This is a genomic window from Paraferrimonas sedimenticola, assembly GCF_002282855.1.
GTDB lineage: Bacteria > Pseudomonadota > Gammaproteobacteria > Enterobacterales > Shewanellaceae > Paraferrimonas > Paraferrimonas sedimenticola.
The window spans coordinates 219906-242524 of the sequence record NZ_NRIR01000002.1 but is presented as its reverse complement, the minus strand read 5'-3'; the positions used below and the strand labels follow the sequence as shown (position 1 = coordinate 242524).

18 protein-coding genes are annotated in these 22619 nt (G+C 52.5%); 5 read left to right on the top strand and 13 right to left on the bottom strand.

Annotation, left to right across the window (positions count from 1 at the left end; translation table 11 throughout):
- Nucleotides 1-101: 101 nt before the first annotated feature.
- The 3 genes from CLC93_RS04465 to CLC93_RS04455 all read left to right on the top strand — a co-directional run bounded on the left by CLC93_RS04465 (nt 102) and on the right by CLC93_RS04455 (nt 3491).
- Complete coding sequence (locus CLC93_RS04465) at nt 102-962, top strand: M20/M25/M40 family metallo-hydrolase (RefSeq protein ID WP_095504747.1); 861 nt, start codon at nt 102-104, stop codon at nt 960-962.
- A 127-nt stretch (nt 963-1089) separates the two neighbouring features.
- Complete coding sequence (locus tag CLC93_RS04460; RefSeq protein WP_095504746.1) at nt 1090-2919, top strand: DEAD/DEAH box helicase; 1830 nt, start codon at nt 1090-1092, stop codon at nt 2917-2919.
- A gap of 128 nt (nt 2920-3047) precedes the next feature.
- The gene (locus CLC93_RS04455) at nt 3048-3491 is read left to right on the top strand and encodes a DUF3429 domain-containing protein (protein WP_095504745.1); all 444 of its coding nucleotides are present in this window, start codon (nt 3048-3050) and stop codon (nt 3489-3491) included.
- On the opposite strand, the gene CLC93_RS04450 is transcribed toward CLC93_RS04455, so the two are convergent.
- The 4 genes from CLC93_RS04450 to metB form a co-directional block, all read right to left on the bottom strand.
- Complete coding sequence (locus tag CLC93_RS04450) at nt 3481-5493, bottom strand: bifunctional 2',3'-cyclic-nucleotide 2'-phosphodiesterase/3'-nucleotidase (protein ID WP_095504744.1); 2013 nt, start codon at nt 5491-5493, stop codon at nt 3481-3483. The two genes, CLC93_RS04455 and CLC93_RS04450, sit on opposite strands and share 11 nt — an antisense overlap.
- Before the next feature lie 52 nt (nt 5494-5545).
- Nucleotides 5546-6436 (bottom strand): methylenetetrahydrofolate reductase, encoded by an 891-nt coding sequence (gene metF, locus CLC93_RS04445; protein WP_095504743.1) that lies wholly within the window; start codon nt 6434-6436, stop codon nt 5546-5548.
- A gap of 150 nt (nt 6437-6586) precedes the next feature.
- Nucleotides 6587-8977, bottom strand: a complete 2391-nt coding sequence (metL, locus tag CLC93_RS04440; RefSeq protein WP_095505017.1) for a bifunctional aspartate kinase/homoserine dehydrogenase II — start codon at nt 8975-8977, stop codon at nt 6587-6589.
- Between the two features lie 2 nt (nt 8978-8979).
- Nucleotides 8980-10146 carry a cystathionine gamma-synthase gene (gene metB / locus CLC93_RS04435; RefSeq protein ID WP_095504742.1) on the bottom strand — a complete coding sequence of 389 codons (1167 nt, stop codon included), beginning with the start codon at nt 10144-10146 and terminating at the stop codon, nt 8980-8982.
- A 199-nt stretch (nt 10147-10345) separates the two neighbouring features.
- Here metB and metJ point away from each other — a divergent pair, with 199 nt between their 5' ends.
- Entirely contained in the window at nt 10346-10666 is a 321-nt protein-coding gene (gene metJ, locus CLC93_RS04430) for a met regulon transcriptional regulator MetJ (protein WP_095504741.1), read from the top strand.
- A gap of 80 nt (nt 10667-10746) precedes the next feature.
- Here metJ and arnF read toward each other — a convergent pair whose 3' ends face one another.
- From arnF to rpmE, 9 genes are all read right to left on the bottom strand, one after another.
- Nucleotides 10747-11148 (bottom strand): 4-amino-4-deoxy-L-arabinose-phosphoundecaprenol flippase subunit ArnF, encoded by a 402-nt coding sequence (gene arnF / locus CLC93_RS04425; RefSeq protein WP_095504740.1) that lies wholly within the window; start codon nt 11146-11148, stop codon nt 10747-10749.
- Entirely contained in the window at nt 11145-11498 is a 354-nt protein-coding gene (locus CLC93_RS04420) for an EamA family transporter (RefSeq protein WP_095504739.1), read from the bottom strand. The genes arnF and CLC93_RS04420 overlap by 4 nt, the downstream gene beginning before the upstream one ends.
- Nucleotides 11498-13168, bottom strand: a complete 1671-nt coding sequence (gene arnT / locus CLC93_RS04415; protein ID WP_095504738.1) for a lipid IV(A) 4-amino-4-deoxy-L-arabinosyltransferase — start codon at nt 13166-13168, stop codon at nt 11498-11500. Before arnT ends, CLC93_RS04420 begins: the two co-directional genes overlap by 1 nt.
- A gap of 41 nt (nt 13169-13209) precedes the next feature.
- Complete coding sequence (gene arnD / locus CLC93_RS04410; RefSeq protein WP_095504737.1) at nt 13210-14130, bottom strand: 4-deoxy-4-formamido-L-arabinose-phosphoundecaprenol deformylase; 921 nt, start codon at nt 14128-14130, stop codon at nt 13210-13212.
- 27 nt (nt 14131-14157) lie between these two features.
- Nucleotides 14158-16137, bottom strand: a complete 1980-nt coding sequence (arnA, locus tag CLC93_RS04405; RefSeq protein ID WP_095504736.1) for a bifunctional UDP-4-amino-4-deoxy-L-arabinose formyltransferase/UDP-glucuronic acid oxidase ArnA — start codon at nt 16135-16137, stop codon at nt 14158-14160.
- 8 nt (nt 16138-16145) lie between these two features.
- Entirely contained in the window at nt 16146-17144 is a 999-nt protein-coding gene (arnC, locus tag CLC93_RS04400) for an undecaprenyl-phosphate 4-deoxy-4-formamido-L-arabinose transferase (protein WP_095504735.1), read from the bottom strand.
- Nucleotides 17145-18296 carry a UDP-4-amino-4-deoxy-L-arabinose aminotransferase gene (gene arnB / locus CLC93_RS04395; protein ID WP_095504734.1) on the bottom strand — a complete coding sequence of 384 codons (1152 nt, stop codon included), beginning with the start codon at nt 18294-18296 and terminating at the stop codon, nt 17145-17147.
- A gap of 189 nt (nt 18297-18485) precedes the next feature.
- On the bottom strand, nt 18486-19736 hold the full coding sequence (locus CLC93_RS04390; protein ID WP_095504733.1) for a malic enzyme-like NAD(P)-binding protein: 1251 nt from the start codon (nt 19734-19736) through the stop codon (nt 18486-18488).
- 175 nt (nt 19737-19911) lie between these two features.
- Nucleotides 19912-20127, bottom strand: a complete 216-nt coding sequence (gene rpmE / locus CLC93_RS04385; RefSeq protein WP_095505016.1) for a 50S ribosomal protein L31 — start codon at nt 20125-20127, stop codon at nt 19912-19914.
- Nucleotides 20128-20399: 272 nt separating this feature from the next.
- On the opposite strand from rpmE, the gene priA reads away from it, so the two are divergent.
- Nucleotides 20400-22604: a primosomal protein N' gene (priA, locus tag CLC93_RS04380; RefSeq protein WP_095504732.1), complete on the top strand. Its 2205-nt coding sequence runs from the start codon at nt 20400-20402 to the stop codon at nt 22602-22604.
- The last annotated feature ends 15 nt before the right edge of the window (nt 22605-22619 follow it).

The window sequence follows — 22619 nt, the reverse complement described above, 5'->3', positions numbered from 1 at the left end:
TGTGCAGTTTCAGTGTAGCGCTAGTTAAGCAATTGTTTAAATTGATTTTTAGAGTTCTTATCCCTTGCCTATTCGCGACCCTATTGAGCGCTTGCGCTCAAATGTCACGGTGCCAGCTGCCGCAATTACCCAATTGGCTCGATGCACAACAACTGGCGGCGGATGCCAAAACCCTAAGTAGTGGCGAGATGCTAGGGCGCAAAACCGGTACCGAAGGCGCCAATCGCGCCCGCAACTATCTGATAGAACGCATGCAGCAAATAGGAGTGCAACCTTGGCGAGGGCAATTCCTGCACCCATTCAATTATCCCTATCGATTTTCCGAGTACTCAGGCATTAATCTTATTGGCGCCATACCCGCCACTACTCCCGAAGCAGATTTATTGGTGGTGATTGCCCACTATGACCACTTGGGCAACCAAGGCCGGCGCGTCTATTTCGGAGCCGATGACAATGCGTCGGGAATGGCGGCTGCGCTGGCCATCGCGCAGCAAGTAATCCAGCAGGAACAGCGCAACCACACGGTGTTATTTCTGTTTAGCGATGCTGAAGAGCGAGGCTTAAAGGGCTCCAAGGCATTCGTAAAACAATGGCCGGACCTACCGATTAACCTGGTACTCAATCTGGACATGGTTGGGCGTCAGTACGGTAATTATCGACTGGCAGTAACCCATTCCAACGATCCTGAGGTCAAACAAAAGTTGGTAGAGCTTAGGCCTAATTCAGCCAGCTGTTTTGCTTTTGGTCAGCCTCGCTTCTCGACCACCGGCAGTCGCATCGACTACAGTCGCGCCTCAGATCACAACTCATTTTCTCGCTACGGCACCCCATGGGTGTACGTAGGCGGAAGCCAACAACCGGACTGGCATACCTTCAGAGATACCTTTGAACGGCTCGACCAGGAGTATTTCGAACGAGCGACAGTCACAAGCTGGCAGATCCTAAGTCTCTGGCTAGACTGAAATATGAGTGGGGTCGCGGGTAAAATTTTGCTATACTCTCGCGCCTCGTATGCGGAGGATCGACAGGGGGTTGGTTTTCTGCCCCTATTATCAGTGCCGTGCAGGCACAGACCCAAGGCGAACTTGAATGTCTTCCAATGACGTAACCTTTTCCGATCTCGGCTTAGCCGATCCTATTTTAAAAGCGCTGGAACAGTTGGGCTATGAAACCCCAACCCCAATCCAAGCCGCAAGTATTACTCCACTGCAGCAAGGTAAAGACCTGCTCGGCCAAGCCCAAACCGGTACCGGTAAAACCGCCGCGTTTGCGCTACCACTACTGACTCGTGTAAACGCGAGCAAGTCAGTTCCACAAGTATTGGTATTGGCTCCAACCCGCGAACTAGCGGTACAAGTTGCCGAAGCTTTCCAAAGCTACGCCAAATTCATGAAAGGTTTCCACGTGATGCCTATCTACGGCGGTCAAAGCATGGGTCAACAGCTGCGCCAGCTGAGCCGCGGTCCTCAAGTGATCGTGGGTACCCCTGGTCGTGTGATGGACCACATGCGTCGTGGTACTTTGAAGCTTGACGATTTGCAGTCGGTCGTTCTCGACGAAGCCGATGAAATGTTGAAGATGGGCTTCATCGACGACATCGAGTGGATTCTGGACCACACCCCGGAAGAGCGTCAACTGGCCTTGTTCTCTGCCACCATGCCAGATGCGATTCGCCGCGTTGCCAACAAGCACTTAGACAACCCAGAGTCGATTGCGATTGCCGCAAGCCACACCACGGTTGAGCGCATTGAACAACGCTTTGTACAAGTGGCTCAAAACAACAAATTGGAAGCACTGAGCCGAGTACTCGAGGTAGAAGATACCGACGGTATTATCATCTTTGTGCGCACTCGTAACTCAGCGGTTGAGCTGGCTGAAAAGCTAGAAGCCCGCGGTTACGCTGCCGATGCACTGCACGGCGATATGAACCAAGCCGCTCGTGAGCGCGCCGTAGAAGCGCTAAAAAAAGGCAAGTTGGACATTCTAATTGCCACCGACGTTGCTGCCCGTGGTTTGGACGTTGAGCGTATCGAGCACGTTATCAACTACGACATTCCGTACGATACCGAAGCTTACGTTCACCGTATCGGTCGTACCGGTCGTGCTGGCCGTTCTGGTAACGCCATTCTGTTCGTCACCGGACGTGAAATGCGCATGCTGCGCACCATTGAGCGCGCGACCGGCAGCCGCATTGCGCCTATGTCTATCCCAAGCCCAGAGACAGTCTCTGAGCGCCGCTTGGACCGCCTAGGCACTCAAGTAGGGCAAATCATCAACGAAGGTGGTTTGGACTTTATGGATGCCGCGGTTGCCAAGCTTTGTCAGCAACTGGAAGTGAACACTGACACCCTAGCAGCAGCACTGTTAAAGCAAGTACAGAAAGCTCGTCCACTAGAAATTGAACCTCTGCCAAGCCGCCCAGAGCGTCGCGAGCGCAGCGACCGTGACGATCGCGATAAGAAGCGTCGCGGTGGCAACGAGCGTCCAGCGCCGTCAGACTTGGGTATGCCAGTACCGCTAAAAGACATGCCAGATGTCACCATGAAGCGCTACCAAATCATGGTTGGTCGTGAGCATGGCGTGGGCGTAGGTAACATTGTTGGCGCGATTGCCAACGAAGCCGATATCGATTCGCGTTACATTGGTCAAATCGAATTGTACGATGCGATCTCCACAGTTGACCTGCCAGACGGCATGCCAAAAGATGTGCTAGGACACCTGCGCAAAGTGCGTGTTTGCGGTCAAAAGCTGAATATCTTTGAAGCAGGCACTAAGGCGCCGTTTGACGATAGCAAGCCGACTTACGGCAAAGGACCTAAACGCCACAAGGATGGCGATAAGGCTCGGAATAAAAGCGGATTCAAACACCGCAAAGGCGGTGGTGATAAGCCGAAAGGCCGTAAGCCTCGCAAAGACTAATAGATAAAGCGCCCTAAGGGCGCTTTTCTTTTGAGCGCTTGTTTTTGACGCATACAAATCAGCAAAACCCCAAGCTTTGTCTACACTTAGGCTAATTTCGTCAACAAAAACAGCCAGGGAGGGGGTGAGTGAATAGCTATCGAGTACTTGGTTACCTAGGCATCACCCCTATGCTGTTTATACTGGCGGCAATCATCTGGCAACGACTATGGCCTGCCGACACCCAGCTCGCCGACCAAGCTGTCACCGATTGGCTGTTGCACGCCTTTTTAATGTACTCGGGACTCATTCTGGCCTTTATGGGAGGCACGCTCTGGGCACCCAATGCTCAGCCCAAACCCGCCAAATGGGAGCCTTGGTTGGCAGTGTTACCGACTTTCATGGCGCTGATTGCAGTGTTACTGGATTCACTGTTGAGCTTGGCCATTCTCACCACAGGTTACACCGCCATTCTGGCCATCGAAATGGGCCGCCCCCGCTGGGGTGAATACGCCAGTTGGTATCAAAACCTGCGCTTCACCTTAAGTCTTTGGGTGGTCATGGCCCATCTCGCCATGGGTTTTATTGTTTAGATAAATCCAGCCGATATTCGGCAAAACCCAACTCATCTTGACCCACTTTATCCATAGGCCAATGGCTGAAATTATCTATGTAGTTTTGCGCAGCGGCTGACTCTTGGGTCACAAAACGAATATCCAAGTCACTGCCATTTGCGATGGGTTTTAGCGACCAATTCATGTCTGGACGCACCTCAACCCAAGAATCGAAACTGCCCGAGGCTGGGTTATAGCGCGAACGCTCGCGAATGAAGTCGATCAGCAATTGGCGTGTCTCGTAACCCGACTCAAAAACCACTTGCTCTGCTGTCGCTCCGGCGAACTTATTACCAAAGGCACGAAAGTTGTTGGTTACCACCACGAACTCCTGCTGCTCAAAGGCATCTCCTTTGAGAACATCGCCATTGTCTGCCTGATACTCCAATCCCACAATCCGCTCAGCGGCGTCATTGACGATGCGACAATCGCCGTTGTAGCGACTGGGTTGAGTCACATCAATTTGATAGTGCAGCCCTTCAATCACATCGAAATTGTAGGTGCGATGGCCGCGCCAATTAATTAAGGATTGCGCTTCAGTAGAGCCAGTGTCGATTTGATTAAACTGGTTCGCCGAACACTCGAGCCACTCTTTGAGTTGCGCTCCCGTGGCTTTTAGCGCCACCAGAGTGTTGGCATACAAATACAAATCGGCCCCGTTGCGATAACTGAGCTCGCCCGCTCCCACCTGCACATACTGCTCATTGTCGTTTGGAGTGGCGTGACGGCCACCGCTTTTAAGCGGGCTGGCTACCGATACCATGGGCAAGTCCACCAAATCGTTGGGTAGGTTCTTACGCACGTAGGCCAATTGGGCGTCGGCGACAATTTGCACCGAAGGGTCGTCTTGCAGCAGGCTCAAATAACTGTTCAGCGGTTGTGATGCCACACCGATGGGCTGTTGCATAAAGGCTAAAGTGGCGTGATGATCATCGTGGAGTACTCGGTGCATATCGGCACTAGCGGCCACTTTCGATTCGCCGTCAGCAAAGATAGGCAACGACTGAGTTTGACTGGCGCTCACTTGCCAGCCTTGCGTCGCTGAATAGTTGAGTGTCAAATCAATCTGGCCTAAATGATCGCCCCAACGACCAGGCATAACTGCCGCCACGCCATTAAGACGCCCTGTATCGATATCCACACCTTCAATGCCAGCAAACTCGCTTGAGGGAAACACACTGTGGCTGTGTCCTAGCAATAGCGCATCAACGCCATCCAACTTGGACAGTGCTAACGCCACATCTTCCTGATTGGGACTGGTTAGGTCAGCAGGATCGCCCAAGCCAGTATGAGCAATCACAACAATCAAATCCGCCCCTTCCTTGCGTAGCTCGGAAATTTGAGTGCGCGCGCTTTCAACCATGTCCAAAGCTTGCACCTCACCGGTCAGGTGTGACTTATCCCAAACCATTATCTGAGGTGGCACTAGTCCAATAAATCCAACGTTTAATTGGTGAGGCTGCCCATTTGTGTCCGTGAAGGTGCGTTCAAGCAGTACACGGGGCCTGAATTGATGCTGGCTCGCGTCATCGGCGGCCACTACATTGGCGTTAATGTATGGGAAGTCCGCGCCCGCGAGCGCTTTAAACAAGAAAGTCAGGCCGTAGTTAAATTCGTGATTGCCCACATTGCCCACGTCGTATTTCAACTCATTCATGGCCTTGTAGGCAGGATGCTTATTCCAATCCAGCAAAGGCAAGCTGGCCATGTAATCCCCCATGGGGCTGCCCTGGATCAGATCGCCATTGTCGATTAATAAGGAATTGGGTGTGCGTTGTTGGGCAATCAAAGACGCCACGCGAGCCAAACCTATGCTTGGATCGTCTCTGTCTTGGTAATAGTTATAATCCATCAGATTGGCATGCAAATCTGAGGTTTCTAGCAGTCTGAGCTGAATGGTAGCGTCAATGCGCGGGTCGGTAGGTGTGGGCTGGCAGGCCACAACAGAAATACACGCCAGCAGGATCAGTAAGGGTTTCACGAGCCTAACCTAAATCAATTGGTAAGGCTCGATTATAGTCTTTATCAGGCACTTAGCCTACTTGTGGACGCACCCCAAGCGTGTGACAGATGGCGTAACTGAGCTCGGCTCGGTTAAGGGTGTAGAAGTGAAAGTCTTTCACGCCTTCGCGCGAGAGTACTTTAACCATATCGATAGCGACATTGGCACCTACAATCTTACGAGTTTGTGGGTCGTCATCTAAGCCTTCGAACTGACTGTACAGGTAATTCGGTACATTGACGTTAGTCATACCGGCAAAGCGCTTGAGCTGAGTGAAGTTGGTCACTGGCAAAATGCCTGGAATGATCTCTACATCGATACCGGCAGCGGCGCAGCGGTCACGAAAGCGCAGGTATGACTCGACGTTAAAGAAAAACTGAGTGATAGCGCGATTAGCGCCAGCGTCGATTTTGCGCTTTAGGTTCACCAAATCCGCTTGAGCGTTAGCCGCTTCTGGGTGTACTTCTGGGTAGGCGGCCACTGAGATATCAAAGTCGCCTTCTTCCTTTAACAAGCGCACCAAATCGGCTGCGTAGCGAGTTGGACGTGGGCTGCCTTCAGGTAAATCGCCGCGCAGGGCAACAATTTGCTTAACCCCTTTGTTCCAGTATTCGCGAGCTAAGTTGCGCAGCTCTTCTTCGCTGGCATCTACCAAGGTCAGGTGCGGAGCGGCCACCAAATCGGTTTCCGCATGAATGCGGTCGATGACAGCATGAGTTTTATCGCGCACGCCTGAGTTGGCACCATAAGTAACTGACACGAACTTTGGCTTTAGTGGAGCTAAGCGCTCAATCGAGTGCCACAGAGTTTCTTCCATGGTAGGCGTGTTCGGTGGGAAGAACTCGAACGAAACATTGATGTCTTGCAGCTGTGCCAAATTCTCGTTTAGCGATTGCAGCTGTTGTGCGTGGTGAAAACCCATGGAACTCTTCCCCTGTCAATTCGAAGCTACGGCACTAATCTCGCCAAGTGAGTATCACAAGTTAGCTTAGCGCCGAGTTAATGATGGACGTTTAGACGTCTATACATCCAGATACTAACCTCGACGCTGATTAAGTCAATACAAATTTTCTCAATCAGCCAATAAATCTCGACAGATTTGCGCCAGATCGGTTTGTACCGCCGCCGCGGTCACTTCTCGACCGGCGCCAGGGCCGCGAATAATCAGCGGATTGGTGCTGTAAAACTCTGAGGAAATCACGAACACATTGTCACCTGGTGTCAGGTTGGCGTAGGCGTGATCCAGTGCCACTGACTCTAAACCCACCTTGGCAGTCAAACTGGTCGCGGTGCGATTGAGTGCTGCCACATAGCGCAAGGCTTTACCATCTACCTTGGCTTGGTCAAACGCTGCTTGCATGGGCGCATCGAGCTCAGCTATGCGCTGCATGAATTCGTCTAGTGAGCATTCGGCCAAGGCGCTCGGTACCAGGGATTCCAGCTGAATGTCTTCAAGCTCCAACTCAAGCCCCATCTCACGCGCCAAAATCAGCAGTTTGCGTTGCATGTCACGACCAGACAAGTCGTCTCGCGGATCTGGTTCTGTGATTCCAAGTTCTTTGGCTTTAACCACCAACTCAGAAAACGGCGAACTACCGTCGTAGTGCTCAAACAGCCAACACAGGGTTCCTGAGAAAATGCCACCCACTTTGTTGACCTTGTCACCACTGTGGCGAAGGTCATTGATGGCGTATTGCACCGGCAGACCTGCGCCCACCGAAGCGTTGTAGCGCCAGAACAAGCGGCGACTGGCCAACTGATTCTTAAGATGACGGTAGAAAGGCATAGGACCAGAGCCAGCGAGTTTGTTGGCGCTGACCAGATGAATGCCATGACTGAAAAAGTCGGGGTAACGCAGGGTTAACCCGGAACTGGCAGAGACATCCAGCGCGATGATCTCATCGAATGGCAGCTCGTTAAGCTGCTCGAACAGAGATTCATAGCCCCAAGGTAGCCCCTTGGACAAGCGTTGCTGCCACTGCCCGGCGATGATGCCATTGGCATCGATAACCGCGCGCTTAGAAGAGACTAAGCCCACCAGCTGTAACTCAGCTTCAAGGTCGCGTTGTAACCGAGGGCGGGCTTTTTCAAACAGTTCAAGCCAGGCTTCGCCAATATTGCCAGCGCCAAACAGCGCCACGCCAAAGCGCTTACGTGGTCCGGCACAACGTCTGTGTACCTGTGCGGTCAGGCTGGCCACCTGCTCGTTGGATACCAAGGTCACCAAGCTGTGGCTGTCTTGATACAAAGGCGACGCGCCACGGCTTAACAGCCGAGCAAAACCTTGACGATAATCGCTTACGGCACTGCTCACCAAGGCTACCAAACCTTGCTCTGCCGACACTCTCATCGCGCCCACGCCGTATTCAGTTTTCAGCTCAGCTAACAAATGGCGCGCCGACGGCGATTGCTCTTGAGTAAATGCCAGCGAGGCCACACCGTTGTAATCGCGCCAATGGGCCAGCGGTGGTAGTCCGTGAGCATCGAGCTGGGCCAACAAGGTCTCTAGTTCGGTATCAAGGGCAAAGGTAAACAAGCTGACTTGCTTTAGTGCCGTTACCACAGGCTGACTGGCACTTTGCGAGTTTGGCGAAATTAGGGTGAAGTCTGTATGCGGCGCGTAACTAGAACGTACCGCTAACGAAATTTGAGTGCCTTCGAGCGGCTGTAAACAGCGGCTGTGAAGCACTGGGCTGCCAAGACGTGCCAAGCGGTTGGCTTCTTGCAGACTCATGGATTTGAGAAGCTTGGCATCGCTGATTCGATTCGGGTCGGCGTTGAACACCCCTTCCACATCGGTCCAAATAGTGACGCGATCAAAACCGGCCAAGCGAGTAATCAAAGTCGCGCTGTAATCCGAGCCATTGCGGCCAAACAACAGGGTTTGACCAAGCTCTGTAGCGCAAATAAAGCCGGTGAGCACCACTCGATAACCTGGATTATCGCGAATGACTTGCTGCAAGCGCTGGCTGGATTCCTGCTCGCGCACCATAGGGGTGACATCTTCATCCGCCACCAATACATCGCGAGCGTCCAGCTGCATGGCTGATACGCCCGAGGCAGACAGCACCTCGGCCAACAAGCGCGATGACCACAACTCACCAAAAGCTATGATTTGGCTGGTTTGGTACTCGCTTAAGTCTTCTTCGCTGAGCAAACGATGTAACACGCGCATGTCTTCGCGCAGCTTGTCGCTAAGGCGCTTGTGCGCACCACCAACCAAACAATCGTCCACCAGCTTTTGCTGGTATTGGTGCAGCAACTCCAATTGCTGTTGCCAGCCGAAATGATCGAGACGGCCGTCGAGCAATTCGTATAAACGATTGGTAGTTTTACCCGCGGCAGAGACCACAATCCAATCATCGCTTTGGCCATGGGTCAGCAGGATGTGGGCGACGCGTTTGTAGCAATCGGCATCGGCCAGGCTCGAGCCGCCGAATTTGTGTAAATGACGCAATGCCACCACTAGTCTCCCTTCACAACCACAGCGTCTAGGGCTTGTTTGAGGTCGGCGACCAGATCGTCTCCGTTCTCAATGCCTACCGACAAGCGAATCAGCGTGTCCTTCAAGCCCGCCTCATGACGTGCTTCTGGCTCCATGGCGCGGTGGGTCATAGTCGCAGGCACCGCCACTAAACTCTCAACCCCGCCTAGGCTTTCGGCCACCGAGAACAAGGCCAGTTGCTCAAGGAAAGTGGCGACTTGTTGCTGATCCCCCACCAGCTCAAAGCTGAGCATAGAGCCAAAGCCCTTTTGCTGCTTTATGGCCAGCTCGTGGCCGGGATGGTCAGTAAGGCCCGGGTAGTAGAGTTTGGCCACCGCTGGGTGTGCGTTTAAAAGCTCGGCCACCTTGGTGGCGTTGTTCTGATGGCTGTTAAGACGACACTCCAGTGTACGTAGACCACGCAGGGTCAAGTAGGAATCAAAGGCACCGCCAGTAGCACCAATGGTGTTGGCCCACCAAGCCAGCAGTTCACCCAGCTCGTCGTCTTTGGCCACCACAGCGCCCCCGACCACATCCGAGTGACCGTTGATAAATTTAGTTGTGGAGTGCACCACAATATCGGCACCTAGAGTTAGCGGAGTCTGTAAGGCCGGTGATAAAAAGGTGTTGTCTACGGCAAGCAGTGCACCGACTTTGGCACACTGTTCAGCGGTTTCGGCAATATCAACGATGCGCAACAGCGGATTAGACGGGGTCTCAAGCCACACCAACTTAGGGCCTTTTGCGATAGCCTCAGTTAACGCTTGGGTATCGGTCTGATCGACTACATCCAGCTCGAACTGGCCTTTTTTGGCCAAGTTGGTGAATAAGCGAAAGCTACCGCCATAACAATCGTGGGGAACCACTAAGCGGTCACCTGGCGATAACAGCTGCAGCACCACATTGATTGCTGACATACCTGTGTTGGTGATAATGCCTGTGCTGCCTTGCTCTAGCTTGGCAAGGGCGTCGCCTAAAATGCCTCGGGTTGGGTTGCCGCTGCGGCTGTAGTCATACTGACGCGGCTCGGTGTAATCGGCAAAGGAGTAATTGGTGGAAAGATAAATCGGTGGAACAATGGCTCCATGATGGGTGTCGTTTTCTATGCCCTCGCGAACTGCGATGGTGCCTGGCTGATAGTCTTTCATTACCGCTCCACGTGTTGATTTTGTGCTCTGAGACCCAGCATCAAAGATGTCTAGACGGCTAAATTAACCTATGACATAATGGGCGTCAAGATGCATAGACGTCTAAACACTTATCTGTATATACGGCGATTATTGACTGCTTTGGCACAAACTATACAATCGGTGCCACAATAACGCATAACATTAACTGGGTGGACATATGACCGAATGGGATGGCAATTACATTAGCCCCTACGCTGAACACGGCAAGAAAAACGAACAAGTCAAAAAAATTACCGTGTCGATTCCCATCAAGGTGCTGAAAATTTTGACCGACGAGCGCACTCGCCGTCAGATTGCTAACTTGCGCCACGCCACCAATAGCGAACTGTTATGCGAAGCCTTTTTACACGCCTACACAGGTCAGCCGCTACCCGCCGATGAAGACCTGCGCAAAGACAAGGCTGACGGAATTCCAAAGGACGCGCAGCAAATCATGCGTGAACTGGGAATCGATATCGAAGCGCTAGACGAAGAGTAAAGTGCCTTATCTCAATTCTTGAAAGGAGCCTGATGGCTCCTTTTTTGTGCCCACGACTGGGTATCTTTGTTTGTTTCTTGCTAGTCAGCGACTCTGTTAGCATCCGGTGCGTTGCACAAGCCAACCCCCACTAAGATTAGGCCAATGCCAATCGCTGCACCATGACTATAAGTCTGCTCAAACCAAGGTGAGCTAACCGCAATCAGATACACTAATGCGTAGCTAATGCCCAACATAGGATAGGCTTTGGACAAGGGCAAATTGGCCAGCACCCCCATCCATGCTGCCATTGAACCCAAGTATGCCAATAGCCCGGCCAGCACCCAGGCAGCAGCGCCTAGTTGCTCGGTATAAAGCGCCGGTTGCTGCAGCCAGTCCCACTGCGCCGGAAGCAGGCTCATGCCCCACTTCATCGCCAGCTGCGCAAAGCTCACCAGCGCTATGCTAGCTAGTGCAAATGCGTAACCTCTTGAAGCGCTCATAGCGTCAGCCCCATGCACACTATACCCGCAGCGACCAAGCCTCCGCCTAACCAGCGACGCTTATTCACTGTTTCTTTAAAGCCAAAACGGGCAATCAGAAGCATCAGAACAAAGTTGGTGGCCAACAAGGGGTAGGCTTGGCCGACTGGCCAGACGTGCAGCACCAATAGCCAAAATAGCGCGCCGAACCCCAACGCAAACAGCGCCGTGATAAGCCAAGGATGCAGTAGCTTGGCGCGCAAAGGCGTTTCAGCAGGCATGCGCGCAAACGCTGTCACCGCCTGCTTTTGTGCTATTTGGCCCAAACAAGTCAGGGATATCGACAGGCCAATCCATAGCCAGGGCCACATTACTGCGACCCTTGGTACAAGAACAACCAGTAACGGCCTTGACGGAACTCCTGATCGGGCGCTGGAATCTCCTCGAGAGTCGGACGCTCGCGACGACGCATGAATACCGCCACATCACCATCTTTTAGCGACTCGGCAATCTCTAGCGCTATCGCCTCGTTGGCAATCAGTCGATGTTGGCTGTCGTCTTGACCTACACCGTAACTGAGCTCACCGGTTTTACCCCACAGGTCAATATCGCTGCGAGACAAGTGCCAGGCCAAAGAGCCAGCTAACCCTACCTCTTGCGAAATCACTCGAGTGTCGTCGTTGAGGTACGGCTTCATGTTGTTAATGAAATCACCGGGTGCTTTGGTATCCACCACCGACTGGGGCGCTAAGAAAGGGACGAGCAACATAAACATCACAGGCATTAGGCCCAGCTTGAGCAGGGGCTTGTCTGTTGAGTTTTTGATTAGCGCCAGTGACAACGCCGCCCAGCTGCCAAACACCAACAAGCCCAGCACCATTTTCGGAATTTCAGACAAGCCATAGAGAGGGGCTTTTCCGATAATGCCCAGCATCGCTAGTACCAATGCAACCAACAGCAAACCCGAGAACACCAAGTTGATCCAACCGGCCCACTTAAGCAGCGACTGAGTTTGCTCTTTGATTTGATCAAGATAACGGTTTAGCCCCATCGCCAGCATGATGGCCAGCGGTGCAAAGCAAGGCAGAATGTAAGTCGGCAACTTGCCCTTGGCATAAGAGAACAGCAAAAACGGCATCAAAGCCCAGAACAGCAGGTACCAAGCAAAGTCTTTGTTGATTTGCCAAGGCTTACTCTTAATTGCTGCAATGGCCGCGCCCGTCCAAGGCAAGGCTCCCAACAACAACCAAGGCACATAAAACCAGAACGGCGCTTTGTGCTGAGCATCATCCGCGCTAAAGCGTCGAATGTGCTCTTCCCAGAAGAAGTAGTTCCAGTAATCCGGTTGTTGCAAGTGAACCGCAATCGCCCAAGGCAGGCTCACCAATCCGGCCGCCAATACAGCAATCGGTCCAAATTTAATCAGCTCCAGTAAGCGCCCCTGCACTATCATAAAGGGCACCAACGCCACCACAGGAATGGCTAACGCCACAAAGCCTTTGGTGAGAAAGGCCGCACCGCAAAAGATTCCAAACAAGGCGTAGCGAATTGCCCTAGAGCGCGCATTACTGGCCTCCAACAACCAATAAAAACACACAAAGGCAGCGGTCACCCAGAAGCTCAACATGGAATCGAGCGTCGAGTAGGTGCCAATCATGAACACGATGAAACTGGATAAGAAAATGCCTGACGCTAACAAGGCGGTGCGTCGGCATTGCAATACTCGTAGGGTTAGCCAAAATATCAGCACCGCTGAACCTGCCGCGGCCATCGCCGACATAAAGCGTACCGCAAAGGCATTGTCACCGAAGGTCATCAAGCTTACGGCGTTCATCCAATAGCCCATGATTGGCTTTTCGAAATAGCGAAGCTCTAAAAACTGAGGGGCGACCCAGTTACCGGTTTCCACCATTTCACGACTAATTTCGCCATAGCGAGTTTCGTCGGGCTCCCATAGCGGACGCTGCCCCAATGGAACCAAATACAGCAGAATAAACCCTGCTACTAACAACCAGCCAAAGCGATTTTTTAATGCCTGCATTGTTTTGCCTTGTTATTGCTCTTTGGAGTAATGCTCTTAAGCTATTGTGTTTCAAGGGCGGAGGCTTGCCAACCCACCCAGCCCTCGCGGCCTTCTAGTGGCCCAGTGACCAAACGGTCTTGTCTGAACTCGGTTTGCGCTTCTACCAGCTGCCCTAGGGGTACAAACTGAATATTGCGCGCCTTAGCCTCTTCCAGTAGTTGCTCAAATAGGTCGGCTTTGATACCACCTTCCACTTCAGCATGAATGGTATAGCAGTGAAACTGCCCCGGCACTATGCTATCCAGAATAGTTTGGTTGAATGCCTCTTCTGGGATTTTCTGGCCCACAATCTCATCATAGGTCGGCAGATTCACCGGCACTTGCGGTGCGCCCACGCTGCCATCGCCAAGCACAGGCTCAAACAACTGGTCACCGCGACAATCTGAGTTATAGCGAAAGCCAAATTCTTGCTTGATGTCCAAGGTGCGAGGATCGGCGCGCCAACCGGCGACGGCTGAGCAGTCCACCTTGCGACCGATAATGTCTTCAAGGGTGTCGACGCCCAGTTTAATCTGCTGGCGAAGCTCGTCATCAGACCAACGCTCAATGCGCGCCTGCCAGGCTTGATGATCCCAGGCGTGCAGGCCTATCTCGTGCATCCCCTGAGGTTGTGGTTCAGCCGCCGATTTGATGGTATCGCGCAAGCGCTGACCAATTTGAGGGCCGGGCCAAAAGGTACCGCAAAGCAAAATATCTAACCCGTAGAGACCCACAGCATTCGATCGCAGCATCTTCCACAGGAATTTAGGTTTTAATAAACGCCACACGTGACGGCCCATGTTATCCGGGCCTACCGAAAAGAAAAAACTGGCCTGGATTTGATGCCGGGCCAGTATTTCTAGAAGTTTGGGCACCCCTTCGCGGGTGCCCTTAAACGTATCGACATCAATTCGCAAACCCACCAAAGTCGGTTCGGTCATGCTTGTCCTCCGCTAATAATTGAAAGCCTACTTCTCGTCTACCGCGCTGTCTAAGAAGAAGTTTAGCGTCTTCTCGATGGTAGTTTCCATGCTATGGGTTGGCTCCCAATCGATCAAACGCTTAGCGTTGCGAATGCTTGGCTTGCGGTGTGACACGTCTTGGTAGCCGTCACCGTAAAAGCTGTGGCTTTCCACCACTTTAAAGCCGGCAAACGGAGGGAATTGGTCGCGCAATGGGTGCGCTTCAAATTTCTCCAGCAGCACTTCGGCCATGTGCTTAATTGAGGCTTCGTTTTCAGGGGCACCAATGTTGATGATCTGGCCATCACACAGGTTGTCCTTGTTAGCAACTATGCGGAATAGTGCTTCGATACCGTCTTCGATGTCGGTAAAGCAACGCTTCTGTTCACCACCGTCAACCAGCTTGATAGGCGTACCTTCAACCAGATTCAAAATCAGCTGAGTAATAGCGCGTGAGCTACCAATACGGGCTGAGTTCAAGCTATCTAGGCGGGGGCCCATCCAGTTAAACGGGCGGAACAGAGTGAACTTAAGGCCTTCTTTCTTACCGTAGGCCCAAATCACGCGGTCCAGCAGTTGCTTAGATACCGAGTAGATCCAACGCTGTTTGCTAATAGGACCAACGATCAGCTTAGACTTATCTTCGTCAAAGTCTGGCTCGTCACACATGCCATACACCTCAGAGGTGGATGGGAAGATGATGCGCTTGTTGTACTTCACACAGTAGCGAACGATGCGCAGGTTCTCTTCGAAATCCAACTCGAACACGCGCAGCGGGTTACGGGTGTATTCGATTGGAGTAGCAATCGCCACCAGCGGCAAGATCACGTCGCACTTCTTGATGTGGTACTCAATCCACTCGGTGTGAATCGAAATATCACCTTCAACAAAGTGGAAATCTGGGTGATCCATCAAGCGCTCAATCGCACTTGAGCCAATATCCAAACCGTAAACTTCAAAGTTTCCATCGGCCAACAGGCGCTCGGTTAAGTGGTTACCGATAAAGCCGTTCACACCCAGAATAAGTACCTTGGTCTTGCGATCCAAGTTCAACTGAGATGAGGCTTTCGGGCCAAAGCGCATGCCTTCAACTAGGTTCATTTCACGAGCTAACTGCTCGCCGTTGACGTACAAACCCGATTCGGTTTGACCCGCGTCGATTTGCAGTAAGCCTTCTTTACAGGCCACTTGTAGTGGGGAGGCGTTAACGATAGTCCCTGGTGCTGCGTCCGAGTTTTGCTCGACAACGGTGGATTTCCACACCAGGCTCTTGCGCTCACCGGTAAAGGTAAAGGCACCCGGGTACGGCTTAGTTACCGCGCGCACCAAGTTGTGCAGTTCATTAGCACTCTTGCTCCACTGCAGCTCGCCGTCTTCTGGGCGACGACCGCCGAAATAAGTGGCTTGCGACTCGTCTTGAGCGGTGTAGCTAACCTTGCCAGCGATTAGCTTAGGCAAAGTGTCAGCCAGCAGCTCACCAGCGGCGAGTTTAAGCTTGGCGTGCAAGTCTTTGGCGTTGTCCTGCGGCTCAATGGCCACTTTTTGCTGGGCAGCGATATCACCCGCATCTGGCTTAACCGTCATCTTGTGCAAAGTAACGCCAGTCTCGGTTTCACCGTTAAGGATCGCCCAGTTGGCCGGTACGCGACCGCGGTAGCGCGGAAGCAATGAACCGTGCAGGTTCAGCGCCGCTACTTTGGCACAGTCCAATACCGCCTGTGACAACAAGTTGCGGTAGTAGAATGAGAAAATGAAATCAGGCTCGATTTGAGCGATGCGCTCCACCCAAATTGGGTGGTTCACGTCTTCTGGTGCGTAAACAGTAATACCGCGCTCGGCGGCTAACTCGGCCACCGACTCAAAAAAGCGGTTTTCCGTTGGGTCATCCACGTGAGTGAAGATGGCCTCGACTTGAATGCCAGCGTCTAACAGGCGGCGAATACCTTCGCAGCCAATATCATGATACGCAAATACAATCGCTTTCATGCTTATTCCTATGCTTGTTGTGACTCGCGCTCGCTGTCGGAATCGCTGGATTCCTGAGGCGCTCGAATAATTTGTTGAATAAAGTAACGAGGACGGGCTCGCACATCGCTATAAATACGGCCTATGTATTCCCCTAGCAGTCCCATACCGACGAACTGGGCGCCGATAAACATGAACAAGAAGGCAAACAGGGTGAACACACCATCGCCGGCCCACTCGGCACCAAGAACTAGGCGAAGAAGTAGCAACAGCATGCCAAATAACAGGCCTAAGGCGGCAATCGCGCCTCCGGCTAGTGACAACAAACGAAGCGGCGCTGTGGTCATACAGGTCACCAAATCAAACATCAGGTTGATAAGGCGCATGAAGTTGTACTTAGAATCGCCGTGCTCGCGCTCGTTGTGGCCCACTTGAATTTCCGTGGTGCGGCGGGCAAAGCTGTTGGCCAGAACTGGAATAAAAGTGGAGCGCTCGTGACACTGCAACATGGCATCGATGATGTGACGGCGATAAGCGCGCAACATGCAACCATAATCGGTCATATCCACACCGGTGGCGCGTTGCACCGACTTATTGATAATCCGGCTTGAGTAGCGACGAAACAGCGTATCTTGGCGATTCATACGCTTAGTACCCACCACGTCATAACCTTCGTTGGCAGCAGCCACTAGGCGTGGAATCTCTTCCGGTGGGTTTTGCAGGTCGGCGTCTAGAGTGATGATCAAATCACCCTTGGCTTCTTCAAAGCCCGCCATAATTGCACTGTGCTGGCCGTAGTTGCGGTTAAGCATCAGAGCCACAAACGGACTGCCCGGCTTGTTGGCCGCGTCCACCAGCATTTGCGCTGAGCCGTCACGGCTGCCATCGTCAACCATGATGATTTCATAGCGACAGGTTAACTGAGCACAAGCCTTTTCAGTGCGCTCAAGCAGTTCTGGTAGACAATCCGCTTCGTTGTATACCGGAATAACCACCGACAAATGTTCGATGTCTTTATGTAAAAACACTTAAAGTTCCGCCTTAATCTGTTTAATGGCAGCGATCACACGATCCACATCCGCCAAACTCATGTCCGGAAACAGAGGTAAAGAACAAATCCGCTCTGAATTCCACTGGCTATTTGGCAAGGCTTGCGCCAAATCGCCAAAACGTTCTCGATAATACTTTTGGGTGTGCACTGCTCTAAAGTGAATGCCAGTACCAATATCTTTGGTCTTTAGGGCCGCCATGAATTGGTCGCGGTCCATGCCAAAGGCATCGGCTTCTACTCGAACAATCAGCAGGTGCCACGCGTGCACGAAATCATAACCATTAGGAATCGCTAATGGTGTGACCCCATCGACGTTTGCCAACTTGGATAAATAATATTGCGCCAACTCAGCGCGTTGCTGGTTTATCTCGCTCAAACGCTCAAGCTGACATAGGGCAATGGCCGCGTTGACGTCGGCTAGGTTGTACTTAAAGCCTGGGCTCAATACTTCGGCTTGCGGTGCGCGCCCTTGGGTTTGCCTGTCAAAGGCGTCCACCCCTAACCCATGAAATTTTAGCTGACGCACACGCTGTGCAAGCTCGGCATCATCAGTCACCACCATGCCACCTTCAGCGCAGGTCATGTTCTTAATCGCGTGGAAGGAGAAAATCGCGGTACCAGAGGCGCCAATCGGCTGGCCTTGATAGCTGGTACCAGCACTGTGAGCCGCGTCTTCGATGAGTGCGATTTGATGCTGCTTGGCTAACGCGCGAAGCGGCGCCAAGTCCAGCGCAGAACCGGCGTAGTGCACTGGGATGATGGCTTTGGTGTTGTCGGTAATTTTGCCCGCTATGGTTTCTGCATCCACCATCAAAGTGTCGCGATCCACATCCACAAACACTGGAGTGGCACCCAGCAAACAAATTAAGTTAACCGTGGATACCCAAGTCATACTCGGGGTAATCACTTCATCGCCGGGGCCGATATCCAAGGCCAGCAGAGTGACGTGCATGCCTGCTGTCGCTGAACTAACTGCAATCGCGTGCTCAGCGCCTATGCTTTCGGCGAACGCTTGCTCAAGCTCGGCGTTTTTAGGACCTGTGGTAATCCAACCACTGCGCAGGACTTCTGCCACTGCGTTAATTTCTGCCTCGCCCATGCTCGGACGAGAAAAGGGTAAAAAGCTCATTAGTCTGCCTAGGATCAGCCCTGTCGAAAAAGGCCAATGCTGCAATCAAAATTATCGCGCCTAAGTTTACCCGCAAAGTCGCGCAAACGCACGAAATTACAAGGGTTACTCTTGCGGGGCACAGCCAGATTTAACCTCGCAAAGGAACAAAAAAGGCGCCCCTGCGGCGCCTTAATCTGTGCTAAGCGATTACTCAGCCATGTAGTTCTCTGGCAGCTCTTCGATACCGGCAACGCCAGAGTCGATAGCCGCTTGGGCCACGGCTTTGGCGATACGTGGCAGCAAACGCGGGTCCATAGGTTTTGGCAGCACATAGTCAGCGCCAAACTCTAGTGAGTCCACTTCTGGGTAAGCTTGCAGCACTTGTGGCAATACCGGCTCTTTGGCCAACTGGGCCAAAGCGTGTACGGCCGCGACTTTCATCTCGTCGTTAATCGCGCTAGCGCGAACGTCCAGTGCACCGCGGAAGATAAACGGGAAGCACAATACGTTGTTGACCTGGTTCGGGTAGTCGCTGCGACCGGTACCCATGATCAAGTCTTGACGAGCGGCGTGAGCTACTTCTGGCTTGATCTCTGGATCTGGGTTTGAGCAAGCAAAAATCACTGGCTTTTCGGCCATCAGCTGAATGTCTTCGGCGGTCACCAAATCGGGGCCAGATACACCAACAAAAACATCGGCATCAGCAATCACGTCTTGCAGAGTGCGCTTGTCGGTGTTGTTGGCGAACATCTTCTTGTATTCGTTGATGTCGTCGCGACGAGTGTGAATCACCCCTTTGCGATCCAGCATGTAGATTTTCTCACGCATCGCACCGCATTTGATCAACAGTTCCATACAAGCGGTCGCCGCAGCACCTGCACCCATACAAACGATGATAGCGTCTTCGATGTTTTTACCTTGAATCTCCAGTGCGTTGATCATGCCTGCGGCAGTCACAATCGCGGTACCGTGTTGGTCATCATGAAAAACCGGCACAGCGCAGCGCTCAATCAAGGCTTTTTCAATTTCAAAACACTCTGGCGCCTTGATGTCTTCAAGGTTAATGCCGCCAAAGGTGTCAGCGATATTGGCCACTGTGTCAACAAATTCGTCGATTGTGCGGTGTTTTACTTCGATATCGATGGCATCTAGGTTAGCGAAGCGCTTAAACAGTAGTGCTTTACCTTCCATCACAGGCTTAGAGGCCAATGGGCCCAAATCGCCCAAGCCCAAAATCGCAGTACCGTTAGAAATAACGGCAATCAGGTTGCCTTTGTTGGTGTAACGGTAGGCATCGTTTGGGTTAGCGGCGATTTCGCGAACCGGCTCAGCAACACCAGGACTATAAGCCAATGACAGATCCATTGCGGTTTCAGCGGGCTTGGTTAGCTCAACACTGTACTTACCGGGTACGGGGAACTCGTGATAATCGAGGGCTTTTTGACGAAAATCTGTCATGACTGCAGTCCTGCAAAAAATACTTTGGGGTAATAGGGGGTTATTGCCGCTACGATACGCTTCCTTGAGGGAAATTCAAGGTGAATTAGCGAAAATTGATAAGTAGTCGGATCAGCGGGGATTAGAAACGACAAAGGCGCCAATCGGCGCCTTTGTGAACAAGTCGAAATTCGACTTATTTTTTGCTGCTAAGAGCGCCAAAACGCTTCTTAAAGCGATCAACACGACCGCCAGTGTCAGCAACTTTCTGCTTACCAGTGTAGAAAGGGTGGCAAGCGCTGCACACATCCAAGTGGATGTCTTTGGCGATAGTAGAACGAGTTTCGATTACGTTACCGCAAGAACAAGTTGCCTTGATGTCAACGTAGTTAGGATGGATACCATCTTTCATGGGGGTTACCTCAGTTAAGGCCGTGTCGCCATCTGATCCAAAGCCAGACACCACACGAGGTTACATAATAAATAGGGCGCGAATACTATCCCATTCCCAGCACAGCTTCAAGATAAATCTGTTTAAATTTGCGGCCATTTTCGCCTTAGCATCGGCCATTAGAACTAGGGAATCGCAATTCCAATCTGAATCGCTAGCCCACTCCACCACAAAGCTTTAGACTGGAGACTGATTTTTCAAGCGTTTTCGCACAAATATAACCATAGCAAACCGTGCCAGAGACCAAGCCCTTATACGTTGAAGTCGCACTCGCCGTGCCCTTGCGCCAAGTATTCTGTTACCAAGTGCCAGCAGGCCAAGCTCCTGCGGTGGTTGGGGCACGCGTACTGGTGCGCTTTGGGCCTAGAACTCAAGTCGGCTTGGTCACGCGTCTCGTGGACACGCCAGATTTCGACGTCAGAAAAATCAAACCATACCTCAAGGTGCTCGACGCTGAGCCGCTGTTTCCCGAATCACTTCTAAAGCTCAGCCAATGGGCGGCGCGTTACTACTTTGCGCCACTGGGGCAAATGCTCACTCAAGCGTTACCCGTCGCTCTTCGCCAAGACGCCAGGGCTGAGCTTGCCAGCGAGCGCTTTTGGCAGCTGACTCTCCAAGGCCAAGAATTCGATCTGGGCGAGCTCAATCGCGCCAAGCAACAACAAGCCCTGCTTCGAGCCCTCAGCGAGCGTGAGCACAGCGATGATGAGTTGGGTGAATTGGGTTTCTCCAAGGCGGTTATCAAGGCGCTGCAAGACAAACAGTTAATCCAAGCCGATGACAAGCCTTACCAGCCCGACCTGAGCTGGCGCGAGCAATTGCAAATGGGCGAAGAGCCGCTTGAACTTAATACCGAGCAGGCCATTGCCGTAGCACAGGTCAATCAAGGAAGTGGTTTTCAACCCTATCTGCTCGAAGGGGTCACAGGCTCGGGTAAAACCGAGGTGTATCTTAGCCTGATTCAATCTCAGCTTGAGCAAGGTAAGCAAGTCTTGGTGCTGGTTCCCGAAATTGGACTAACACCGCAAACCTTGGCGCGCTTTCAACGTCGCTTTAAGGTGCCGATTTCGGTGCTGCACTCGGCACTGACACCTCAGCAACGCCTAACCGCTTGGCTGAAAGCCCGTACCGGCGAGTCAGCCATAATTATTGGTACTCGCTCGGCGCTATTCACTCCCATGCGCTGGCCTGGGCTGATTGTGTTAGACGAAGAACACGACCTGTCGTTTAAGCAGCAAGATGGGGTGCGTTATCACGCGCGCGATTTGGCGGTACGCCGTGCCCACCTTGAAGGGGTACCTGTACTGCTTGGCAGCGCTACGCCGAGTTTAGAAACCTTGCACAACGCGCTGAATGGTCGCTACCAACATCTGAGCCTGACCCAAAGGGCTGGTAATGCCAAGCCGCCAAAGAATGGTGTGGTGGATATCACCCATGCGCAACTAGAAGCCGGGCTATCACCTGCGCTAATTGAGCGCATCGAACAAAAGCTCAAAGCCGGCGAACAAGTGCTGCTGTTTTTAAACCGTCGCGGCTATGCGCCGGCGCTAATGTGTCACGAGTGTGGTTATTTGCACGAGTGCCAGCGCTGTGATGCTTTTTATACGGTTCACCGTGCCAACGGCGAAATTCACTGTCATCACTGCGATGATGCTCGGCCTATCCCAATTCAATGCGCCAACTGTTCGTCCACACTGTTATTTGGCCAAGGGGTCGGCACCGAACAGCTCGAAGAGTATTTATCGCAACGCTTTAGCGACTATCCCGCGGTCCGCATAGATCGCGACAGCATACGGCGTAAAGGCGAGTTAGAAAGACGCTTAGAAGGCATTCGCTCGGGCAAGTACCGTTTGCTGATTGGCACCCAAATGTTGGCCAAAGGCCATCACTTCCCTGACGTGACTTTGGTGGCTTTGCTGGATGTTGACGGCGCCTTGTTTAGCGCCGATTTTCGCGCGCCTGAGCGCTTAGCTCAGCTGATTACCCAAGTAGCAGGACGCGCCGGTCGCGCTTCCAAACCGGGCGAAGTGCTACTGCAAACCCATCAAGCCCAGCACCCTTTGATTCAAGGCCTGCTCAGCCAAGGCTACACCGAGCTCAGCCGCGAGTTGCTACAAGAGCGAAGTGCAGCACTACTGCCACCCAAGCAGTTCATGCTGCAAATTCAAGCCGAGGCTCACAATAGCCAAGACGCGCTCAATCTTTTGCAATTTGCCGCCGAGCGCTTGGGCCACTATCAAGACATGGAACTGTTAGGACCCCTGCCCTGCGCCATTGAACGCCGCGCCGGTAAATATCGCTATCAGCTGTTATGCCAAAGCCAAACCCGCAACCAATTACAGGCGATCGTGGAGGCTGAGTTGGCCAACATCGAAGCCTCGCCGTATGCGCGCAAATGTCGCTGGAACCTAGACCGCGACCCACAAGATCTAAGCTAGCCAGATTCCAAAAGA

Excerpts from the sequence above, each read along its gene's own strand:
- CLC93_RS04465 (WP_095504747.1), top strand. The coding sequence starts at position 102 with ATGTCACGGTGCCAGCTGCCGCAATTACCCAATTGGCTCGATGCACAA.
- CLC93_RS04460 (WP_095504746.1), top strand. The coding sequence starts at position 1,090 with ATGTCTTCCAATGACGTAACCTTTTCCGATCTCGGCTTAGCCGATCCT.
- metF (WP_095504743.1), bottom strand. The coding sequence starts at position 6,436 with ATGGGTTTTCACCACGCACAACAGCTGCAATCGCTAAACGAGAATTTG.
- metB (WP_095504742.1), bottom strand. The coding sequence starts at position 10,146 with ATGAAAGACTATCAGCCAGGCACCATCGCAGTTCGCGAGGGCATAGAA.
- metJ (WP_095504741.1), top strand. The coding sequence starts at position 10,346 with ATGACCGAATGGGATGGCAATTACATTAGCCCCTACGCTGAACACGGC.
- arnF (WP_095504740.1), bottom strand. The coding sequence starts at position 11,148 with ATGAGCGCTTCAAGAGGTTACGCATTTGCACTAGCTAGCATAGCGCTG.
- CLC93_RS04420 (WP_095504739.1), bottom strand. The coding sequence starts at position 11,498 with ATGTGGCCCTGGCTATGGATTGGCCTGTCGATATCCCTGACTTGTTTG.
- arnT (WP_095504738.1), bottom strand. The coding sequence starts at position 13,168 with ATGCAGGCATTAAAAAATCGCTTTGGCTGGTTGTTAGTAGCAGGGTTT.
- arnD (WP_095504737.1), bottom strand. The coding sequence starts at position 14,130 with ATGACCGAACCGACTTTGGTGGGTTTGCGAATTGATGTCGATACGTTT.
- arnA (WP_095504736.1), bottom strand. The coding sequence starts at position 16,137 with ATGAAAGCGATTGTATTTGCGTATCATGATATTGGCTGCGAAGGTATT.
- arnB (WP_095504734.1), bottom strand. The coding sequence starts at position 18,296 with ATGAGCTTTTTACCCTTTTCTCGTCCGAGCATGGGCGAGGCAGAAATT.
- CLC93_RS04390 (WP_095504733.1), bottom strand. The coding sequence starts at position 19,736 with ATGACAGATTTTCGTCAAAAAGCCCTCGATTATCACGAGTTCCCCGTA.
- rpmE (WP_095505016.1), bottom strand. The coding sequence starts at position 20,127 with ATGAAAGATGGTATCCATCCTAACTACGTTGACATCAAGGCAACTTGT.